The 19,888-nt window shown below is 44.7% G+C and carries 19 protein-coding genes and 1 other annotated feature (1 of these 20 running past the window's edge); of the genes, 3 read left to right on the plus strand and 16 right to left on the minus strand.

From position 1 onward, the window contains the following. Window positions 1-184: 184 nt before the first annotated feature. Window positions 185-604, minus strand: a complete 420-nt coding sequence (locus AC1MEO_RS10775) for a YxiG family protein (RefSeq protein ID WP_480330244.1) — start codon at window positions 602-604, stop codon at window positions 185-187. Window positions 605-888: 284 nt separating this feature from the next. Here AC1MEO_RS10775 and AC1MEO_RS10780 point away from each other — a divergent pair, with 284 nt between their 5' ends. Continuing rightward, entirely contained in the window at window positions 889-1,509 is a 621-nt protein-coding gene (locus tag AC1MEO_RS10780; protein WP_480330246.1) for a hypothetical protein, read from the plus strand. A 43-nt stretch (window positions 1,510-1,552) separates the two neighbouring features. Here the strand turns inward: AC1MEO_RS10780 and AC1MEO_RS10785 are convergent, their stop codons facing one another. From AC1MEO_RS10785 to murB, 4 genes are all read right to left on the minus strand, one after another. Continuing rightward, window positions 1,553-1,975, minus strand: coding sequence for a hypothetical protein (locus tag AC1MEO_RS10785; RefSeq protein WP_480330248.1), 423 nt, complete (start codon window positions 1,973-1,975; stop codon window positions 1,553-1,555). Between the two features lie 445 nt (window positions 1,976-2,420). Continuing rightward, the gene (locus tag AC1MEO_RS10790; protein ID WP_480330250.1) at window positions 2,421-2,669 is read right to left on the minus strand and encodes a hypothetical protein; all 249 of its coding nucleotides are present in this window, start codon (window positions 2,667-2,669) and stop codon (window positions 2,421-2,423) included. Between the two features lie 264 nt (window positions 2,670-2,933). Continuing rightward, on the minus strand, window positions 2,934-5,300 hold the full coding sequence (locus AC1MEO_RS10795) for a penicillin acylase family protein (RefSeq protein WP_480330252.1): 2,367 nt from the start codon (window positions 5,298-5,300) through the stop codon (window positions 2,934-2,936). 140 nt (window positions 5,301-5,440) lie between these two features. Next, entirely contained in the window at window positions 5,441-6,352 is a 912-nt protein-coding gene (gene murB / locus AC1MEO_RS10800) for a UDP-N-acetylmuramate dehydrogenase (RefSeq protein WP_480330254.1), read from the minus strand. 202 nt (window positions 6,353-6,554) lie between these two features. Here murB and AC1MEO_RS10805 point away from each other — a divergent pair, with 202 nt between their 5' ends. Next, window positions 6,555-7,076, plus strand: a complete 522-nt coding sequence (locus AC1MEO_RS10805) for a YceI family protein (protein ID WP_480330256.1) — start codon at window positions 6,555-6,557, stop codon at window positions 7,074-7,076. A 134-nt stretch (window positions 7,077-7,210) separates the two neighbouring features. Here the strand turns inward: AC1MEO_RS10805 and AC1MEO_RS10810 are convergent, their stop codons facing one another. From AC1MEO_RS10810 to AC1MEO_RS10825, 4 genes are all read right to left on the minus strand, one after another. Further along, window positions 7,211-8,764 carry an FAD-dependent oxidoreductase gene (locus AC1MEO_RS10810; RefSeq protein WP_480330258.1) on the minus strand — a complete coding sequence of 518 codons (1,554 nt, stop codon included), beginning with the start codon at window positions 8,762-8,764 and terminating at the stop codon, window positions 7,211-7,213. A 231-nt stretch (window positions 8,765-8,995) separates the two neighbouring features. Continuing rightward, window positions 8,996-9,634, minus strand: a complete 639-nt coding sequence (locus tag AC1MEO_RS10815) for an FMN-dependent NADH-azoreductase (protein ID WP_480330260.1) — start codon at window positions 9,632-9,634, stop codon at window positions 8,996-8,998. A 108-nt stretch (window positions 9,635-9,742) separates the two neighbouring features. Next, window positions 9,743-10,453 carry a DsbA family oxidoreductase gene (locus AC1MEO_RS10820; protein ID WP_480330262.1) on the minus strand — a complete coding sequence of 237 codons (711 nt, stop codon included), beginning with the start codon at window positions 10,451-10,453 and terminating at the stop codon, window positions 9,743-9,745. A gap of 262 nt (window positions 10,454-10,715) precedes the next feature. Continuing rightward, complete coding sequence (locus AC1MEO_RS10825; RefSeq protein WP_480330264.1) at window positions 10,716-11,642, minus strand: manganese-dependent inorganic pyrophosphatase; 927 nt, start codon at window positions 11,640-11,642, stop codon at window positions 10,716-10,718. A 209-nt stretch (window positions 11,643-11,851) separates the two neighbouring features. On the opposite strand from AC1MEO_RS10825, the gene AC1MEO_RS10830 reads away from it, so the two are divergent. After that, complete coding sequence (locus AC1MEO_RS10830) at window positions 11,852-12,661, plus strand: N-acetyltransferase family protein (RefSeq protein WP_480330266.1); 810 nt, start codon at window positions 11,852-11,854, stop codon at window positions 12,659-12,661. Between the two features lie 82 nt (window positions 12,662-12,743). On the opposite strand, the gene AC1MEO_RS10835 is transcribed toward AC1MEO_RS10830, so the two are convergent. The 7 genes from AC1MEO_RS10835 to trpD form a co-directional block, all read right to left on the minus strand. Further along, window positions 12,744-14,039 (minus strand): arsenic transporter, encoded by a 1,296-nt coding sequence (locus AC1MEO_RS10835; protein WP_480330268.1) that lies wholly within the window; start codon window positions 14,037-14,039, stop codon window positions 12,744-12,746. Between the two features lie 202 nt (window positions 14,040-14,241). Beyond that, complete coding sequence (locus AC1MEO_RS10840) at window positions 14,242-14,763, minus strand: type 1 glutamine amidotransferase domain-containing protein (protein WP_480330270.1); 522 nt, start codon at window positions 14,761-14,763, stop codon at window positions 14,242-14,244. Between the two features lie 69 nt (window positions 14,764-14,832). Continuing rightward, window positions 14,833-15,423, minus strand: coding sequence for a DNA-3-methyladenine glycosylase (locus tag AC1MEO_RS10845; RefSeq protein WP_480330272.1), 591 nt, complete (start codon window positions 15,421-15,423; stop codon window positions 14,833-14,835). Between the two features lie 20 nt (window positions 15,424-15,443). Further along, window positions 15,444-16,214 carry a tryptophan synthase subunit alpha gene (trpA, locus tag AC1MEO_RS10850; protein WP_480330274.1) on the minus strand — a complete coding sequence of 257 codons (771 nt, stop codon included), beginning with the start codon at window positions 16,212-16,214 and terminating at the stop codon, window positions 15,444-15,446. Then, window positions 16,211-18,007, minus strand: coding sequence for a tryptophan synthase subunit beta (gene trpB, locus AC1MEO_RS10855; protein WP_480330276.1), 1,797 nt, complete (start codon window positions 18,005-18,007; stop codon window positions 16,211-16,213). Before trpB ends, trpA begins: the two co-directional genes overlap by 4 nt. Continuing rightward, entirely contained in the window at window positions 18,004-18,777 is a 774-nt protein-coding gene (gene trpC / locus AC1MEO_RS10860) for an indole-3-glycerol phosphate synthase TrpC (protein ID WP_480330278.1), read from the minus strand. Before trpC ends, trpB begins: the two co-directional genes overlap by 4 nt. After that, window positions 18,774-19,766 carry an anthranilate phosphoribosyltransferase gene (gene trpD, locus AC1MEO_RS10865; protein ID WP_480330280.1) on the minus strand — a complete coding sequence of 331 codons (993 nt, stop codon included), beginning with the start codon at window positions 19,764-19,766 and terminating at the stop codon, window positions 18,774-18,776. Before trpD ends, trpC begins: the two co-directional genes overlap by 4 nt. A 62-nt stretch (window positions 19,767-19,828) precedes the next feature. Then, window positions 19,829-19,888, minus strand: a binding site (T-box leader); it runs 176 nt beyond the window's last position.

Genomic DNA, 19,888 nt, shown 5'->3' on the forward strand with positions numbered 1-19,888 from the left:
AACTTTTTAAAAGTGCTTGTAAAAGTACACTTTTCCAGATGAAAAGAAAGAGAAAAGCTCTCTTCTCACTTTTCCCCTTCCGATAACGTATGATATGTAAACCTAAAAAAAGTGGCCATAAAGTTCAAGCTCAGTCGTATTTGATTGCCAATCCGCATAGCTGCTTTTTCAAATATCAAAGATTTTATATTTTTTTCAATTCGAAAACCTGATCCCCTAATTGAATTCTTCTGGCTTCTATAAATAAAACTGATTCCCATATTTCGATAACGATATTCGCGTCAGTTTTATATTGTGCGCTCCATTCCTTATCACTAGTAGATTTAATTTGGAAATCATATTTTTTGTTTTCTACATGATCAATAGTGGTCAGTTCCAAGTAATAAACTTTTTCTCGATCATAGAAATTAAAGCGATTTTCTAAATTGTCTTTAACGTAGTAAAAAGCAGAAACATCAATAAATTTTAACGTTTGGAAATTAATACGGCCATCTTCATGAATTTCCAGCTGAATGGTAAGATTATCATTCAACAGATCCACTTGTACGTCCGTAATGACGGTTCCCCATAGATTATTTAATTGGTCTTGTATCCCTTTTTTCATCAAGCCCAATTCTCCTTTCCTTCAAATAATCTAACCATATGTAAATCTTTATCCTGAAGAAATTCCAGCTTTAGAGCCTTATGGAGTTATTTTTGAATGTATCATTTCTTCTCGTAAACTCAACTTTGTTGAGATTTTTGGAAAAGCTAATGGAATGGGGGTACTGAATGTAACTTAATTAGACTTATGTTACATTCAACCAACGTTATGTAAACTGTAAATTCCAGATTAAAGTGTGATACTAAGAACTAGAGATATTCTTCAATGTAAAGGAGGTAAAACTTATGAGTAAGTTCTACATCAATCATGAAACTATTGGTTCGGATGGAGAAATGTTCTTATGCGACAACGTTCAAAACCTTGTGAAGTTTGATATGGGCCCTTCAGAATCCGCTAATGATCCTAATTCTGATTCGACATGTGAAATGCTAGTTGAGTTCATTTGTACGAAAGCCCTATTTCCACTCTGTCTTACATTTGAACCGTTTAGTGGAATGGAAGATGATTTAGAGCGCCTTTTCAAAGGTAAAAACATTGAGTACGCATTAAGATTTGAGGGGCTGAAAAACAAACGTTTTCCTGTTTTTAAACTCACAATCGAAAAACCTTCTTCACTGACTTTTGTTTTACAAGAAACTTTTTGGATAGCAACTTGTAATAACTTCTACGCCTTTTCTTTCAGGGATAATATCGTGTATAAACCTGTGATAGAAAAGGGGTGGTTTGGACGTGAGAAGACCTGGATATGGCCTCACTTTGATATGAATGGTGCATCGACAGTTCTCGAAATTTGGCATGACGGGGATGGGTTTAACCTCTATACAAACGAACCCTGTTTCTCGACAATTGAAAAGTTGGCCAGCTATTTTCCAGTTGGAACATCGATTGTAAACAATGGAGATTGAATGTAACTTAATTGCTATTAAGTTACATTCAAAATCTATCACTTTAATTCATTTTAGGTCTCCTTAAGATATATCTTGGAGGCGACCCAAAACCTTGTTCAGCTTCAAAATAGGCTAATTCACCAGGAATGCACGAAATGATGGAAGGAAAACCAAAACCAACTGCATGTTCCAATGCTTCTTGCAACGGCAGTTCTATTCCGTCTATCTTTTCATTGTAAGACAGTGAGTAGCACATCTTTGCAGCACCGTTACTTTTTAGCAACTCATAAATGTAATTGGGACTTGAGTTGGGTGGGAGAATCTCAAACATGTATTTTTCCTTTAACATCTTTGTATATTGGTGACAGAGCCGATTCAATGCATGATTCCTTTTCTTAGGTGTAAATAATTCATAAAGAACTCTTTCCTGTACCTTTTTTTCAAAAAAAGATTTCACAATTAATTCTTCCATTTCCTTCTTCATTTTGCTTCGCTCCTTCCCACTTTGCTTATTAAGAAATTCACAATTCACGGTCTTTTGAATGTAACTTAATTCACAATAAGTTACATTCAAGACTTTAGGAAATTTCTCTCTTTTTATTTTCTAGGGCTTTAACAAATCTAATGAGCCAGTATAAAGCAATCCACGGCAGAATAAATTTAGTAGTCCATGCCATTATAGTCGGGAAAAGGTTGCTTAGATCAATGCCGATTACTGGTGCTAACACCCATAATAGAGCAATTATTATTACCAATATCCAATACTTCAATTTATTCATCCTTTCTAAACAACGTCTAGTATCTTAATGTAACTTAACTGCACTTTTGTTACATTCGAATACTCAATAATCCTGATACACCATACTCTTCAAATGCTTTGAATTTTTAGTTGTGTAAAGGGAATTTTTGATTTGTTTCATCTGAATTCTTTAAGGCTCACTTATTCCCATTGCGAATAAAAGTAGAAAGGCAACTATTAATGGAATCAAATTCACAACAATACCTAAAATCATCCATAGCAATTTTTTAGATAATGCTGCAAATAACAGACCAATAACCGAAAGGGTACTTAATACTATTATGGTTAAATAAATATCTCCATCTGGTCCTCTCATCATAAAGAATGCAGTGACACTAATAACAAACATCAGTAGAGATAACAAACCAAATTTGTTCATTCTATCCCACCTTTAACTTATTTTTATAAGTCAACTTCACATGAACCATGAATCCAGTTTCTTATACATTATACCAAAATACCCCAATATTTCCTGATCTTTTTTATTTTGCATTAAAACCAAAACCGTTCGTAAAAGTACACCTTTCCGAACACTCCAAAAGCAACTGAAAATCGACAAAAAGAACGTCCGTAAAGGTGTCAAAACACTTTACGGACGTTCACGAATTTACCTAGACGTTTACGAACTGTTTTTGGATAGAACTTATTCGGCCTTCAGTAGTAATGTCGCCCCTTCTACTTCTCCATCAATTTTGGTTTCATGAAAATCGCCCTCTGCCCAATCGTCCACTTGGTTATGGAAGTAGTCCGATTTCAAATGTCCGCTTAAGCCAGGTCCGACAATGTGGTAGGCACTCGATAAATCAGCGAGATCCGCCACGAATCGCCAGGACGCACCGTGGTTGACATTCCCTTCTGATGTAGAAGCAGCTGCCTGAACCGTAATATTGGAACCTCCAATCGGCACGGGATCCGGGTTAAGGAATTCGGCAAATACCGGAGATGCTCCTGCCAAAGGATGCGGGAAGGTCAATTGATGATGTTCACCCCAACTCCAATCAGCCAAGTCGCTGCCTTGCTCGTCGTTAATTTCGGCCATCACCGTCTCCAGTGAATCCACAAGCCACTTTTCTGTGCCGCCGTATTCCGTTAGCCAAATGCCTTCTTCTCCAGCGAACGCATCGCGCATCATTTCATCTGTAATGTGATTTTTGCCTGCCAACATATCAAAGACATCCTCCGGAAATTCATCTGCCAATAACGTCTCCGGCAACTGCTTTATCCATTTGTGGAAAACTAATGGTGCAGCTTGATCTTCACTATCGACTTGATTCCACTCCTCCAGCATCGTGAGCACTTCATCGTATTCGTCAGTTTCACTTTGCACAATGGAAATCATTTCGTCCAAAAATTCTGCTGCATACAAATTCTTTTGGTCCATCTGCAGGTCCATCATATCCTGTGCCGTCAACTCGTCCGATGCTTCCAGCACCTCCGCAATCCGTTCATAGCGATATGGCTGTGCCCAAAAATCGGTGATGTGGTACGGATAGGAATCATCAATCACTTCATTGTTCGCAGTGGCAATAAACCCGCTTTCCGGATTGACTGCCTGCGGCAATTCATCAAAAGGCACATAGCCTTCCCACCCGTATTCCGCTGAATCTCCCGGAACCGGCAACTGGCCATCTCCGGATTTGCGGATCGGGATGCGGCCATTCGCTTTATAGGCGATGGTTCCATCTGTGGATGCAAAAACAAAGTTCTGCGCAGGTGCCTGGAAATCCTCCAGCGCCAGCTCGAACTCTTCCCAATCCGATGCTTTATTGAAATTCAGGACTGCCTGCAGCTCAAGTGTCGGCTCCAGTGCCGTCCATTGCATCGAAAAGACTGCTCCTGGCTCTTCTTCATCATATAAGACATTCGAGACGACAGGGCCGTGTCTGGTCACCAACACTTCGAAATCTTCGGTTTCCCCGTCTTTGACTTTAATCGGTTCCTCTCTTACTTCTGCCTGTTCCCATTCACCTTCATAGCGGAACTGTGTCGGATCTTCCGGATTCGGTGTTTCGATATAGAGATCCTGGACGTCGGGCCCTACATTGGTGACGCCCCAGGCAATTTCTTCGTTGTGGCCCAAAATGATTCCCGGAATGCCGGCAAAGATGACGCCGCTGACATTTTGCTCTGGAGATTCCAAATGCATCTGGTACCAGACGGATGGTGTGCTCAGGCCAAGATGCGGATCATCCGCAAGCAGCGGTTTGCCGCTGGCCGTTTTGTCTCCGGACACCACCCAATTGTTGCTGCCGTTGAATTCAGGCGGAATGACAGAAGCATCAAATTCACCGGCCACTTGGACAGGCTGCTGTTTATTCGCCGCCAAAATCGCCGGGGCAATTTCAGGGTAAGAAATGAACAGCTCGCGCGCTTTGTCTTCTGGAAACTCATTTAATGCCCAGTGGCGGACTGCGAGCGTATTCCAATGCCCGCCAAGGTCATACGCCATAAACTTGCCGATTGTCAGTGAGTCGACAGGGGTCCATTCTGAAGGCTCATATCCAAGCAACGCAAACTCAAAGCTCAGATTGTTATTTTCCTTCGCCTCTTCCATATAGGCATTGACGCCTTCTGCATACCATTCCAGCACTTGCTTGGCTTCCGCATCATAACCATCCCACGACTTTTCAGCAGCATCCCGCAAACTGAAAGTCCGGAAAAACTTATCGGTGTCGACTGCATCTGCCCCGATCACTTCCGCCAATTGGCCGCTAGCCTGACGACGGGAAAGATCCATTTGGAACATGCGGTCCTGGGCCTGCACATACCCCTGTGCCCGGTAAAGGTCAGCATCTGTAGCCGCTTGTATATGCGGGACCCCAATATCATCGCGGATGACCGACACATCACTGTCCAGTATCGCCACTACTGCTTCCCCTTCGATAAGCGGCTTAGACTTCCCTATGTAAACGTTTACAAAAATAAGCGCCGCTGCCGCAACTGCAACAAGAATGCCCATCACTGCCAAAAGCCATTTTTTCCATCTTCTGTTTCTCACTTTTTCCCCCATTGTCTTGCCCCCTTTTTCTTAATGGTGTTATTCGACTAACGAAGGATAAATCCCTTTTTTTTGAAAATAAAATAACCTCTCTGCCGCTTCCATTCCCATAAAAAAAGATGTCCAGCGAAGGGACATCTTTCTGATCTAATTTAGTCTTCTCCAACAATCTTCACTTCAAGCTCTAAATCAATACCAAACTTCTCCTGGACAGTCGCTTTGACCATCTCGATTGTCTGGATATAATCATTCGCGGATGCATTGTTTTTATTGACGATAAATCCAGCGTGTTTAGTGGAGACTTCCGCTCCGCCAAATCCTCGTCCCTGCAAACCGCTGTCCTGAATCAATTTACCGGCGAAATTACCGGGCGGACGTTTGAAGACACTTCCTGCCGAAGGAAACTCCAAAGGTTGTTTCGTTTCGCGCTGGTAGGTCAGTTCACTCATTTTCGCATCAATGACCATTTGTTTGCCGACTTCCAATTCAAACTCCGCTGACAGGACGTAAAATCCTTTTTTGATGATAATGCTCTTGCGATAGCCAAGCTCCAAATCTTCTTTGGATAAAACCAGTTTTTCTCCTTCTTTCGAAAGGACTGTCGCTTGTATAATGATATCTTTAATCTCTCCACCGTAAGCACCGGCATTCATCGCCATAGCGCCACCAATAGAACCCGGAATTCCACAAGCAAACTCAAATCCGGTAAGTTGTTTCGCTGCAACAGTTTTCGATACTTTCTTGATGTTCGCTCCGCCTTGCGCGTAAACTCTTGTGCCGTCTATTTGGATCGCCTGCAAACTTTTCAAGGTTAAGACAATTCCACGGAATCCGCCATCGCGAACGACCATATTTGATCCATTGCCAAGAAGCAGCAAAGGTATATTATTTTTATATGCATATTTAACTGTAAATGCAGTTTCATCTTCTGTCGTCGGTGTTACAAAAATATCAGCTGGCCCACCCATTTTAGTTAATGTATGAAGGTGTAGCGGTTCATCCATTTTGACGTGATCATCGGTTAAAAACCCACGCAGATCCGTCAGCCATTGTTCTTTCATCATCTAAAGCAAATCCCTTCTAAACTTATAACTTCTACTAGTATCCGATTTTCATACCGATTTGACAAGCAATATAGCAAGGTTCAGGACAAAAGTCCAATAAAATAATATCTCGAATTCGAGAATTATTAATTAATAACTATTGACTTTGAGATTTAATGCCGTTATATTGAAGTTAGAACAATATTTCTAGGAGGAATTTGACATGAAAAAATGGACAGTAGACACAGCGCACTCAGAAATCGGATTTTCCGTAAAACACATGATGATTTCAAAAGTAAAAGGCTCTTTCGCATCTTATGAAGCACACGTAGAAGCAAACGAAGAAGACCTGCAAGGTGCGTTGATCGACTTTAAAATCGACGTAGCAAGCATCAACACAAACAACACAGACCGCGACAACCACTTGCGTTCAGCTGACTTCTTCGACGTTGAGCAGTTCCCGCACATCACATTCAAAGCCAATGACATCGTCAAAAAAGACGGCGAATATGAATTGACTGGCGACCTTACGATGAAAGGTGTTACGCGCCCAGCTACTTTTGAAGTAGAATACGGCGGCAAAGGCACAAACCCATGGGGCGTTGAAGTCGTGGCGTTTAATGTAGAAGGCAAAGTAAACCGTAAAGATTTTGGCCTTACATGGAACCAGGCACTTGAAACAGGCGGCGTAATGGTCGGCGAAGACATCAAAATCACTTTGGAATTAGAAGGCAACCCTGCATAATAGAGAAAAGCGGGAAGGGCTGTTCCATCAAGCCGACACGAAAGCCAAAAAAGCAGTGCGAGGAAATTCCTCGCACTGCTTTTTTAGTTTATGAAATCTTAAGTTCTGCATCTTTATTGTCCATCTTCAGCTTTTCAGTATTCTTCTTCAAGTTTCTTCAACGGTTTGACAGCCGGCCCATTCAACACTTCTCCGGTATGGGAGAAACGGGAGCCGTGGCACGGGCAGTCCCAGGAACGTTCGGCGTCATTCCAATTGACTTCGCATCCCATATGGGTACAAGTGGTATCAACAAGATGCACTTGACCATATTCATCCCGGTAACCGCCGGCTTTTTTCTTGCCGACTTTGACTAATGAACCTTCGTCTTTCCCAAGATCCTCGACTGTTTTGGAAGCCCTTTTCAGTTTGCCTTTGACCAATTCCTTGGCAACCGATGCGTTGTCTTTTGCAAAGCTCGCTACGTCCACAGCCTTCATCTTAGGACGAGTTGGGCTGAATACTGGGGTGTAACGATTTTCCTTGCCCAAAATCTGGTCTGTCAGGAGCATGCCGGCCAATGCACCGTTCGACATCCCCCATTTGTGGAAGCCGGTTGCCACCAGGATGTTGTCATAGCCTGCAGTGATAGTCCCAATATAGGGAATCTGATCGAGCGTTGTCATATCCTGCGCCGACCAGCGGTACGGAATTTCCTGGATGCCGAAATGCTCGTCACCGAACTTCTCGAGGTTGTGGTAATGCTCCATGGTTTCGCTGGAACTTTTGCCGGTAGCGTGCCCATCGCCGCCAATCAGCAACAGCTTCTCCCCATTCTCACCCGGTGCATAGCGAAGGGAACGGGATGGCATATCGCCGCTGATGTACATGCCATTCGGAATCTTGCCGCTCACTTTGGCTGCAATAACATACGAGCGGTTGACGGAAAGCCGCGAAAAATACATGCCATCAAAATCGTTGAACGGATAATGGGTTGCAACAACGACTTTATTGCACGATAGATGTGAAAGGTTTTCGGTTTGAATAACGGGATCATTTTTGCTCAGAATCTTCATCGCGCGGGTCTGTTCGTAGATTTTGCCGCCAAGCCGCTCAATCTCCTTGACCAGGCCTGCCAGATATTTCACCGGATGAAACTGTGCCTGGCCGCGCATGACAACCGCTTCCTTCACCTGGAAAGGCAATTCGACTTCGTCTTTTGCCAGCTCACCGTCGATGCCCAGTTGCCGATAGGTTTCTGCCTCTTTTTCAACCAGTTTGGCTCCTACAGCCGTAGTTGCATAAACAAAGGCATCATGATGCGAGAAATCGCAATCGATGCCGAGTTCACCAGCAGTTTCTTCGATGAACTTCAAACCATCCATATTTGCCTGGTAATAAAGCTTCGCCTGTTCTTCTCCCACGAGCTTAACCAGCGGATAATAAAACAGGCCGTGTTGCGCTGTAATCTTTGCAGTCGTATTGCCTGTGACCCCATCGACCAATTTCCCGGCATCAAGCAACGTCACTTTTTTGCCGGCTTTCGCCAATAGATAGGCAGTGATAATGCCAACCATCCCCCCGCCAACAACCGCAATATCCGTCGACTCATTCTCCTGTAAAGCGGGATAGCTTGGAATATCCTTGTATTCTCTCCAATAGGACTTTTGCTCTTTTGGAACCCGACTCACGTTTTCACTCTGCACCATGCCATTCCTCCTTAAAAAGCTTTTATTAATAAATGTCTACCCCTATTGGAAAATCCTAATCAAGTTAGCCCGTTCTCATTGAGATTTACCAGTTATTTGGATATACCGTCCGAAATTGATGAAATACGGTCCAATCCAGCTGTTTTATTGTCCACTCTGCCACATTTACTGTCGAAACTCCCTGAAAACAAAAAAGGACCACCCTTTAAGGGCAGTCCTTCATGAAAAAACTTATGCGTATACTTTTACCAATGAATTTGCAGATTGCTCTACACGTTTCATGCCATCCGCAATGATTTCTTCAGCGCGGTCTGGGTACATATTATGTCCTTCGATGATAACTTCTTCAATGTCAGTGATGCCGAAGAAGTCCATGATCAAACGGATATAGTTGACGCTCATTTCCGCAGGAGCCATTTCAGGTGTTGAATAAACTCCGCCGCGAGCGTTCAAGATGATGACTTTTTTCTCAGGAACAAGGCCAACCGGGCCTTCAGCTGTATATTTAAACGTAACGCCTGCGCGGTAAACGTAATCGATGAACGTCTGCAACGGTGCAGGAATTGTTTTATTCCATAATGGGAATGCGAACACAACAACATCAGCATCCATAAATGCGTCCATTGCTTTGTTGGCAGCAGTTAAAATGCGTTGCTCCAAATCAGTCATTTCTTCAGCTTGTGCAGATTTTTGCATAGCATCAAAGAAATCCTGGCCGAAATATGGCATATCTTCTTTAAATACATCGAAGGTATTGATCTCAAGATCCGTACCCATGCCGATTGAGTCCATGAATACTTCGTACATCTTGCTTGAAACCCCTTCAGATGCAGGGCGGTTATTTGCTTTTACTACTAAAACGTTAGTCATTAGGTTAAAACTCCTTTTGTAATTATATTAAAATTATTTATCTCAAATTAAAAGCACTTTCTTATCATAAGAAAAGGCAGAGTAAAAGTCAATTACTCTGCCTCGATCTTATATTCCGTCACAGGAATCTCCTGTACAATAACTGGTTTTCTTTTTGCCCATCGGTTTTAGCTTGGGACGGATGCCTTCTTCTTCAGCGATCTGCTCTAATGCTTCAACAAACGCATCCAAAGGCTGTGCACCGGAAAGCGCATATTTGCGGTTGACCACAAAAAACGGTACGCCTTGCACGCCAATCTGTCCGGCTTCAGCGATATCAACTTGAACCTGCGCCATAAATTGATCCGATTCCAGTACTTGCTTCGCTTCATCACGTGGCAAACCAACTGCTTCTGCAATGATCAATAAAATATCATGACTGCCAACATTTTTCGCTTCCACAAAATACTGATGCATAAGCTGTTCAGTCAGTTCCGCATCTTTCCCATGGGTCTCGGCCCATTTCACCAAACGATGAGCAGCCAATGTATTGGCTTCTATCATATTATCAAAGTCATATTCCAAACCAACCGAGCGGGCATGTTCCGCCACTCCCTTAGTCATTTCTTTCGCCTGTTCCATAGTTTGCCCTAATTTCTTCGCTAAACTTTCATAAGTCGAGACAGTAGAATCAGTCGGCGTTTTCGGATCTAGTTGATAAGCCTTAAACGAAATCTCCGCTTGGCTTTCAAAGCCCGATTGAGCCAATGCCTTTTCCAAAGTCCGTTTGCCTATATAGCAGAATGGGCATACATAATCTGACCAAACTTCAATTTTCATATTATCCACCTCGCCATTAACTATAGCAACGAAAACAACAGCGCTCAATTTTTTTGCCTGTGAAAGGAAAAGCGGAGGCGATCGTGTTAGACCTGACGGGCATAAGACGCGGTGGCGAAGCGGCATCTTTTCAGCCGCACAGCCAGCGTGGCTTATGACTCCGAAGGTCTGATCGCCGGAGCTGGACATGAGGAAAAACGCAGGCGCCTGTCCTGATGTGTTATATTATTAACCCACAAAAAAACTGACTCCCAAAAGGGAATCAGCTTAATGCTTCGGTAATAACAGGAACAATCTGTTTCTTGCGTGACACCACACCCGGCAACAAGACGCGGTTATCAACAACGCTTGATTTGAAGGCGCCTTCGATGATACCGGATCTTTCGCCAAGAACGATGGCGACTGAATTGTTGTTGAGGATATCTGTAACAGCAAAAACAAAAAGATCGAGATCTTTAGCGGCAATGGTATTCGCCATTAACACTTCCAGCTCTTTTTGGCGGACCATGACTTCTTCCACGTCAATAGCATTGACTTGGGCAACTTCAAATCGGTGATCGCCCGCTTCGAATTCCTTCGAATCCAAAGAAATCAGGTCTTCCAATGTTTTATTGCTCAAATCAGCTCCAGCTTTCAATAGATCAAGGCCATAGCTTTGTACATCCACATCCGCGATTTTCGCCAGTTCAGCGGCAGCTTCCACGTCTTGGGGTGTGCAAGTCGGCGATTTAAATAGAAGAGAATCCGAAATAATAGCCGATAGCATCAAGCCCGCGATATTCGCTGGCACTTCAACACCATTCTCTTTAAAGAGCTTAAAGATGATTGTTGTTGTGCAGCCAACCGGCTCCGCACGGAAATAAAGAGGATCCGTAGTTTCAAAGTTGGCGATGCGGTGATGGTCCACTACTTCAATCACTTGAACCTCATTGATGTCTTCAGCACTTTGCTGGCGTTCGTTGTGATCCACGAGAATCACCTGCTCGGCTTCTTTGGCAACATGCGTCACCAATCTTGGCTGATCAAATTTAAAAGTCTCTAAAGCAAATAAAGTTTCATTGTTCACTTCACCTAAGCGGATCGGTTCAGCAACCATGCCCATTTCATTTTTCAAATATGCATATGAAATGGCCGAACAAATTGAATCGGTGTCCGGATTTTTATGACCCAATACTAAAACATTTGACATGAATGATAGCCTCCTGTAAAACTTAGTTCCTGTGCTTATTCTATCATAAGAAGCTGAATTGAAAAAACCAAACTCTGTAAACCAGAAAAATAAACCTAAAGAAGTTAAAGTTTATAGAATTATCTGTATTTTTAAAATTCATTATGTACTTCAGCACATGCGAATGGTATAATATGACTAACTAATTTAAAGTTAGGTGGAAGGAAGAGATGCCTGTGACTATTTTACTGGAAAAGAAATACATTCCTCTGGCCGATTATTTCTCCGGAGCGAAGAATTCCTCAATAAAATTAACATTTTCTGAAATCGAACAAATTATGGGACAAAATTTACCCAATGCTGCTTACTTAAACAAAAGCTGGTGGAAAAAGACAAAAGCGCCAGCAAAACATTTTCATGCGTGGGTAGACGCTGGTTATTTGGTCAGCGATGTTGAACCAGATCGCTTTGTTGTCTTCGAGAGAGCTGACCTTTCAAACGGAAATGGTTCGGCTCATGATGACGAAGACCAGGACATCCTGTTGATCCGAACAGCAGAGCATGGAGACGCACGATCTCTTGCCGCTTTACAGAAAACAGTGGAATCCGAATCCGATTTCATGCTGTATGCCAAAGATGAACGGACCCAATCCACACAAAAAGTCCGCAAACAAATTATCGAATGGAAACAAAGCGGCCATTCAACCATCATCATCGCTATCCTCAACGGCCAGCATGTCGGTTATTTGATGATTATGGGCAATGCAGCCAAACGGGCCGCTCATCGTGCCTTGATTGATCTCGGTCTTCAAAAGGATGCGCAAGGCAAAGGAATCGCAAAATCCCTGCTTCAAAAGGCAGAGGAATGGTCCAAGGAAAAAGGCATTACCCGTCTGGAATTGACAGTCGTCGAAGAAAATGAACCCGCCCGTAAATTATATGAAAAAGCTGGATTTGAATCTGAAGGCATTCGACAAAAATCCATGATGATTAATGACGAGCCACATAACGAAATTTACCTGGCCAAGTTCTTAGATTAGAAAAACGCAGGCGATCATCTCATATATTTTCATATCCATACAAAAAGGAGCATGCCAGTGGCATACTCCTTTTTTTGTCGATTCAGTTTAAGATTGTCAACCATAGGTACAGACCGGTCAATGTGATGAACAAAGTCGGAACCGTCAGGATGATACCGATTTTGAAATAATAGCCCCATGTAATTTCTACGCCTTTGGTTTTCAGCACATGCAGCCATAATAGAGTTGCCAATGAACCGATCGGCGTAATTTTCGGCCCCAAATCTGAACCAATTACATTGGCATAGATTAACGCCTCTCTAACAACTCCGGTCGTATCGGTTTCAGCGATGGCCAATGCATCAATCATGACGGTCGGCATATTATTCATGACAGACGACAGAATCGCTGCGATAAAGCCCATTCCGATTGTCGCTGCATACAAGCCGTGGCTTGCTGTCCATTCGATCGCTGTTGCCAGCACAGATGTCAGCCCCACATTTCTTAAACCATATACCACCACGTACATGCCGATGGAGAAAAAGACGATGGCCCAAGGCGCGCCTTTTAAAACAGTCATCGTTTCAACGGATTTGCTTCTACGCGCAATCGCCAGGAAAATGATGGCGACCGATCCAGCGATAAAGGAAACCGGAATATTCAATGCTTCACTGCTGAAATAACCAATCAGCAAAATCACCAGCACTGCCCACGACAAACGGAAAATCTTGATATCTTTTATTGCCGAAGCCGGCGTTTTCAACACACTGTCATCAAAATGCTTCGGAATATCTTTCCGGAAATACAGATACAGGACCAGCATACTTGCCGCGATGCTGAACAAGTTCGGTACAGCCATGCGGATGGCGTATTCGGTAAAGCCGATGCCAAAGAAATCTGCAGAGACAATATTAACTAGGTTGCTGACTACAAAAGGCAACGACGCCGTATCGGCGATAAACCCACAAGCCATAATAAATGGCAAAATCATCGCGTCTTTAAATTTCAACGCCCGGACCATCGCCAAAACGATAGGCGTCAGGATTAATGCAGCCCCGTCATTGGCGAACAACGCGGCAACAACTGCCCCCAGCATGATGACCAGGAAAAACATCCGCAATCCACTGCCTTTGGCAAAACGCGCCATATGTAAAGCTGCCCATTCGAAAAAGCCGATTTCATCAAGAATCAATGAAATGATGATCAATGCAACAAATGTCAATGTTGCGTTCCAGACTATACCGGTTACATCCCAGACATCGCCGAAATCAACAACGCCAAACAGCAACGCAACAACTGCCCCCGCAATTGCGGACCAGCCGATCGACAAGCCCCTCGGCTGCCAAATAACAAAAATCAAAGTGACAATAAAAATAAAACTCGCTAAAAATACATCCACTTTTCCAACAGCTCCCTATTTCATAACTTGCCTTTTTCCTTCTTCAATCATTCCATTATATAAGTAAATACTTATGTATTCAAGAAGAAATTTAAGAATCCCAGTCAGCTTTTTTCGGAACCTGTTCACTTCTTTGATTTTAAACGGATTTTTCCCATGAAAAAACCCGAACCGGCCCTGCCAGTTCGGGATCTGTTCTTTATTAAGCTAATTTCTCCAGGAGACGCAGCGATTCGCGGTTGAACGCCGGAAGGTCATCCGGCTGGCGGCTGGTGACCAATTGGTCCTGGCATACCGCCACTTCTTCGTCCACCACTGTGGCGCCCGCATATTCCATGTCAACTTGAATCGATTTATAGCCTGTCGCTTTGCGGCCTTCCAATGCTTTTGCCGTAATCAGTAATTGAGGTCCATGACAAATGGCAAAGACGGGTTTTTTTGCATCCATGAAAGCTTTTGTAAACTTCACAAACCGGTCATCCGCACGCAATTGATCCGGAGAAAATCCTCCGGGTAGGAACAAAGCGTCGTAATCGTCCGGGCTGACATCATCAATGCCTTTATCGATGGTGACAACCGCTTCTCCCTGTTTGCCGGTAACTTCTTTGCCTGCTTCTTTTTCGATGGTGAAAACTTCGTGACCTGCATCATTAAATGCTTTTGACGGGTCTGTATATTCCACATCTTCGAACATATCTGTAATCAACGTTGCAATTTTTGCCACTTTCTACCACTCCTTCTGTTTAATCATTCTCTTCCAGTATTCCACGAAAAGATGAAATTAAACACAGAACTAGCGAAATTTCGAAACAAAGGGATTTTCCGACTCCCAGAAACGATAAGGATAATGAACCGCTTCGAGTGAATTTCCAATGCCGACCCGCGGTCCGACCGATACAGCATGGACTGGATCTCCATGAGCGATATAAAGTGGTTTCTCTGTAAAATGATGGCCGTAATGATCCATCGTGATGGCCATCGCCTTGGTCAGCTTGCCTGGTCCACTGGTCCAATTCTTCATCGGCATATGCTTGCCGCGCAGTTCCGCCATCAGGTCGATGCCTTCCACCGGTTCGACTGCACGGATCAAAATCGCCCGCGGGGTATCTTCCGGTCCGCTGACGACATTGATCAATGTATGGGTATGCATTTGATAGGTATAAACGAGTCCGGGTTTTCCGAACATGATTTCCGTTCGCTTGGTTCGGCGATTGCCGAAGCTGTGGGCAGCGCGATCTTCCGCACCCATATAGGCTTCGGTTTCTACGATGCGCCCTGCAACGAGGCCTTCCGGCAATTCATGGACCAAAATCTGGCCAAGCAATTTACGGGACAGCTCCAAAGTCGGAGCATGGAAAAACTCAGCAGTGACTGGTGTAAACATAAAATCTCCTCCTATCGGCATTATACCGAATGGATGGCAGTCACTGCATGGATAAGCGGTTCAATTTCCTGAATTCGATTGTCATTGAAAGCCTCTACAATGGCGCTCCCTACAATAAAGCCATCTACATCATCACGCAGCATGTCGACATGGCTGCTTTTTGAAATTCCGAATCCAGCATAAACCGGAACCGGGCTTTTGTCCCGGACTTTGCGCATAAAGGCTTTGACATCTTCCGACATTTCATCGCGCGATCCCGTTATGCCTTTGACCGTTACCGCATAGACAAAGCCTTCCGCTCCACTGAGAATATCATCCAGCCGAACATCGGTCGTCGTCAAGGTCACCAGTTGAATCAACTTGATTTCTTCTTTATCGAGATGAGGCTGGACTAGCTCTTTATGTTCATAAGGAAGATCCGGTATGATGACACCTGAAACTCCGGCCTTTCCACATTCAGCGGCAAAGCGTTCCACGCCAAATTTCAGCACCGGGTTTAAATAAGTCATCACCAGCAAAGGAATTTCGACTTGAAATGTCCAGCTTTGGAGTTCTTCCAATACCTTCTGAAGTGTAACCCCTTGTTTTAACGCGCGGTTGCCCGCCGCTTCAATCGTCGGGCCATCCGCTACTGGATCTGAAAACGGAATGCCGATTTCAATGGCTGTCACGCCGGCCGACTGCAGGTACTGCACTTGTTCTTTTAAGCGGTCAAGGCCGCCGTCTCCCGCCATGATGTAAGCGACAAACGCTTTATTCCCTGTACTTTTCAGCTGCTCTAAACGATTCATGACAGTCCCTCCAGTTTCTCAGCATATGTTGCCATATCTTTATCGCCGCGGCCTGATACGCAAATGACCATAATCTGATCAGCAGTCATGGTCTTGGCCTGCTTTTGGGCTTCCGCAATAGCATGCGCCGATTCAAGTGCCGGAATGATTCCTTCCAGACGGGACATGCTGATGACCGCCTCAAGCGCTTCCTCGTCCGTAATCGAACGGTATTCAACGCGGCCGATATCCGCCAAATAAGCATGTTCCGGTCCGATTCCCGGATAATCAAGACCCGCAGAAATCGAGTGCGCTTCCTGGACTTGCCCGGCATCATCCTGCAATAATTTCATCATCGCGCCGTGAAGTACGCCTTCCGTGCCTTTCGTTAAAGTCGCAGCGTGCTTGTCCGTATCCACACCTTGCCCAGCTGCTTCAACGCCGATCAATTGAACGTCTTTATCTTTAATGAAGGGATAGAACATACCGATGGCGTTGCTGCCACCGCCGACGCATGCCAAAATAGCGTCAGGCAACCGTCCTTCTTTATCCAGAATCTGACGTTTCGTCTCATCGCCGATGACACGTTGGAAATCGCGGACCATTGTTGGAAACGGATGCGGCCCAAGAGCCGAACCAATCAGGTAATGCGTATCTTCCACATTGGAAACCCAGTAGCGCAAGGCTTCATTGACAGCATCCTTCAAAGTTGCACTGCCCTTTGTGACACTTTCCACACGCGCGCCCAGAAGCTTCATGCGGAAGACGTTCAGTTGTTGGCGCTTGATGTCTTCTTCACCCATGAAGATGACACAGTCCAAGTCGAACAGCGCGCAAATCGTCGCAGTCGCCACACCATGCTGGCCCGCTCCTGTTTCCGCTACAATTTTGCGTTTGCCCATGCGCATGGCAAGCAAGGCCTGGCCAATTGCATTATTCACTTTATGGGCACCGGTATGATTCAAGTCTTCCCGTTTTAAATAGATTTTCGGACCGCCCCATGCTTCTGTCATCCTTTTGGCGAATGTCAGCGGCTGTTCGCGTCCAACATACTCTGATAGGTAATGATTGTATTCTTTATAGAATTCGGGATCTTTTTTTACCGCTTCGTAAGCATCTTCCAATTCCTTGACTGCTTTCATTAAGGTTTCCGGTACGAATTGTCCGCCGTATTTGCCAAAAAAACCTGTTTTTTCTATTGTCTGTTCCATCGAATCATCCTTTACCTGTTTAATGAATTCCTGTATTTTCGCCGTGTCTTTACGTCCGTCTGTTTCGACTCCGCTTGAAACGTCCACCATATAAGGAGTGGTTTGCCCGATTGCCGCGTGGACATTTCCGGGATTCAAGCCACCCGCCACAATCAGGCGGGCTGGATCAATATCAGCTCCGTCCAACAAGGACCAATCAAATACATTGCCGCTGCCTCCGCGGTAATCCGTACCGGGAGCATCCACTAATATGTAATCAGCCTGAGACTTCTTCAATTTCCCTACATCTTCTTTCGTACGGATCGAGAAAGCCTGAATGACCGGTACACGAATCGCTTTGATCAGCTCATCCGGTTCATCTCCGTGCAACTGAACCATCGTCAATGGAACGCCTGCGATTGTATCCTCGATTTCCTTTAAAGTTGCGTTGACGAAAACACCGATTTTATCGGTATCTACGGGAATATGCTTAGCTAATTCAGCTGCCTGCTCAATCGTCACCTGGCGTTTGCTCGGGGCAAATACAAAACCGATGGCATCAGCCCGCTCTGCCGCTTTGACATGCTGTTCTTCCTTCAAACCACAGATCTTCACTTTGGTCATTGGACTGCCTCCTCACTGGTTGCCTGTCGGATCCAGCTCCCCGGATCTTCTGATCGCATCAGCGCTTCGCCTACTAAAATACCAGAAGCTCCACTGGCATAAGCGAATTTCGCGTCTTCTTTTGTGTGCATCCCACTTTCGCTGATCAGCACCCGCTCCCCATCAAAGGGGAATTTTTCAGCCAGTTGCGCAGTTCGTTCAATCGATACGTCGAAAGTCTTCAAATCACGATTATTGACACCGATTAATTTTGCATCCAACTGGAGTGCCGCCTGCAGTTCCTGCTCATCGTGGACTTCCACTAAAACTTCGAGTCCTTTTGATAGGGCATACTGGTAAAGGCTGTTCAGCTGCTGGTTTTCGAGTGCTGCAACAATCAACAGGATGATCGTCGCTCCCGCGTTTTGGGCACGGTCAATCTGAATTTCACTGATCATAAAGTCTTTGCACAAGACAGGAATCGAAACAGCTTGCGCCACTTCGCGCAAGTCGTCAATCGACCCCTTAAAGTAAGTTTCATCAGTGAGGACCGAAATTGCGGCCGCTCCTGCTGCTTCATATTTTTTGGCTTGCGCCACAATATCCACTTCTGTCTGAATATCACCTTTTGATGGAGAAGCCCGTTTGATTTCCGATATCACACCGTTCTTTTCCTGCAGATGCTGAAGCAGTTTCGTCTTTTCGGGAAAAGTGATAGTGTCCGGCTCGACCGGTTTATAGGTTTTTATTTCTTCATGTTTAGTGGCAATGATTTTATCCAGTATCGTCATACAAATACCCCCGCTGCTAACCGGTGCAAGTCGAAGACACGCGCGGTTTCGCCTGATTTGAGTGATGTTTTCGCCTGCTGCACCCCTTCTTTCACCGTTTCAGCCTTGCCGCTGACATACAATACAGTTCCTGCATTCAAAGCAACAGTATCCAGATAAGGGCTATCGGTTCCAGATAATACGTCCATAAAAATTTCTGCATTGCGTTCAGGGTCTCCCCCACGAATTGCTTCGATAGGAGCGACTTCCAAACCAACTTCATTGGGATGGATGGTCATTTTCCGCTTGCCCAATTCATCAAAAACGATCAATTCATTGGTACCGGCAAGCGACAGTTCATCCAGCCCGCCTGCTCCGTGGACCAAAGCCCCTTTTTTCCGGCCCAGCCGGATCAAAGCATCCGCCATCGGCTCCAGCATGTCGCGACGATAAACGCCCGTCATCTGAACCGTAATCGGCAGCGGATTCGCCAAAGGTCCGACTAAATTAAAGATGGTCGGCGTACCAATGTCTTTACGGATTTGGCGCAGGCCTCCAAGTGCCGGATGAATCGCCGGCGCGAACAACAGCGCAATCCCGGTCTGGTCAAGCATCGTTGGAATCGCTGCAACATCCGTTTCTGTTGAAATGCCCAGTGCTTCCAAAACGTCTGAACTGCCGGTTTTGCTGGAGACACTGCGGTTGCCATGCTTGGCGACCGTCAAGCCGCAGCCTGCCAAAACAAAAGCTGTCAAGGTACTGATGTTGAAACTGTAGGAACGGTCTCCACCGGTTCCACAAACATCAACCAACTCCCCGTCTATTGCGGGAAGTTCCACCGCTTTTTCACGCATCGCTTTGACCAATCCTACCAATTCATCTGCCGTCTCGCCTTTTTCATGCAATCCGGATAAAAAACCTTTCACTTGCTGTTCATCTATTGTGCCGTTCAAAATTTCCAATGATTTTTCATACATCATTTGTTCACTCATATTCTCTACTCTGCTCATGCTAATCTCTCCTCGTCTCGTTTTTGAATACAAAAATCCCCGCAATCAGATAGCTATCTGATTGCGGGGACGGGTTAAAACCGCGGTACCACCACGCATTAATGCAATGAATTTCTGCACTC

The organism is Planococcus sp. BI3 (assembly GCF_056680115.1).

Coding starts and splice junctions, on each gene's coding strand:
- AC1MEO_RS10775 (WP_480330244.1), bottom strand. CDS start 604: ATGAAAAAAGGGATACAAGACCAATTAAATAATCTATGGGGAACCGTC.
- AC1MEO_RS10780 (WP_480330246.1), top strand. CDS start 889: ATGAGTAAGTTCTACATCAATCATGAAACTATTGGTTCGGATGGAGAA.
- AC1MEO_RS10785 (WP_480330248.1), bottom strand. CDS start 1,975: ATGAAGAAGGAAATGGAAGAATTAATTGTGAAATCTTTTTTTGAAAAA.
- AC1MEO_RS10790 (WP_480330250.1), bottom strand. CDS start 2,669: ATGAACAAATTTGGTTTGTTATCTCTACTGATGTTTGTTATTAGTGTC.
- AC1MEO_RS10795 (WP_480330252.1), bottom strand. CDS start 5,300: ATGGGGGAAAAAGTGAGAAACAGAAGATGGAAAAAATGGCTTTTGGCA.
- murB (WP_480330254.1), bottom strand. CDS start 6,352: ATGATGAAAGAACAATGGCTGACGGATCTGCGTGGGTTTTTAACCGAT.
- AC1MEO_RS10805 (WP_480330256.1), top strand. CDS start 6,555: ATGAAAAAATGGACAGTAGACACAGCGCACTCAGAAATCGGATTTTCC.
- AC1MEO_RS10810 (WP_480330258.1), bottom strand. CDS start 8,764: ATGGTGCAGAGTGAAAACGTGAGTCGGGTTCCAAAAGAGCAAAAGTCC.
- AC1MEO_RS10815 (WP_480330260.1), bottom strand. CDS start 9,634: ATGACTAACGTTTTAGTAGTAAAAGCAAATAACCGCCCTGCATCTGAA.
- AC1MEO_RS10820 (WP_480330262.1), bottom strand. CDS start 10,453: ATGAAAATTGAAGTTTGGTCAGATTATGTATGCCCATTCTGCTATATA.
- AC1MEO_RS10825 (WP_480330264.1), bottom strand. CDS start 11,642: ATGTCAAATGTTTTAGTATTGGGTCATAAAAATCCGGACACCGATTCA.
- AC1MEO_RS10830 (WP_480330266.1), top strand. CDS start 11,852: ATGCCTGTGACTATTTTACTGGAAAAGAAATACATTCCTCTGGCCGAT.
- AC1MEO_RS10845 (WP_480330272.1), bottom strand. CDS start 15,423: ATGTTTACACCAGTCACTGCTGAGTTTTTCCATGCTCCGACTTTGGAG.
- trpA (WP_480330274.1), bottom strand. CDS start 16,214: ATGAATCGTTTAGAGCAGCTGAAAAGTACAGGGAATAAAGCGTTTGTC.
- trpB (WP_480330276.1), bottom strand. CDS start 18,007: ATGACCAAAGTGAAGATCTGTGGTTTGAAGGAAGAACAGCATGTCAAA.
- trpC (WP_480330278.1), bottom strand. CDS start 18,777: ATGACGATACTGGATAAAATCATTGCCACTAAACATGAAGAAATAAAA.
- trpD (WP_480330280.1), bottom strand. CDS start 19,766: ATGAGCAGAGTAGAGAATATGAGTGAACAAATGATGTATGAAAAATCA.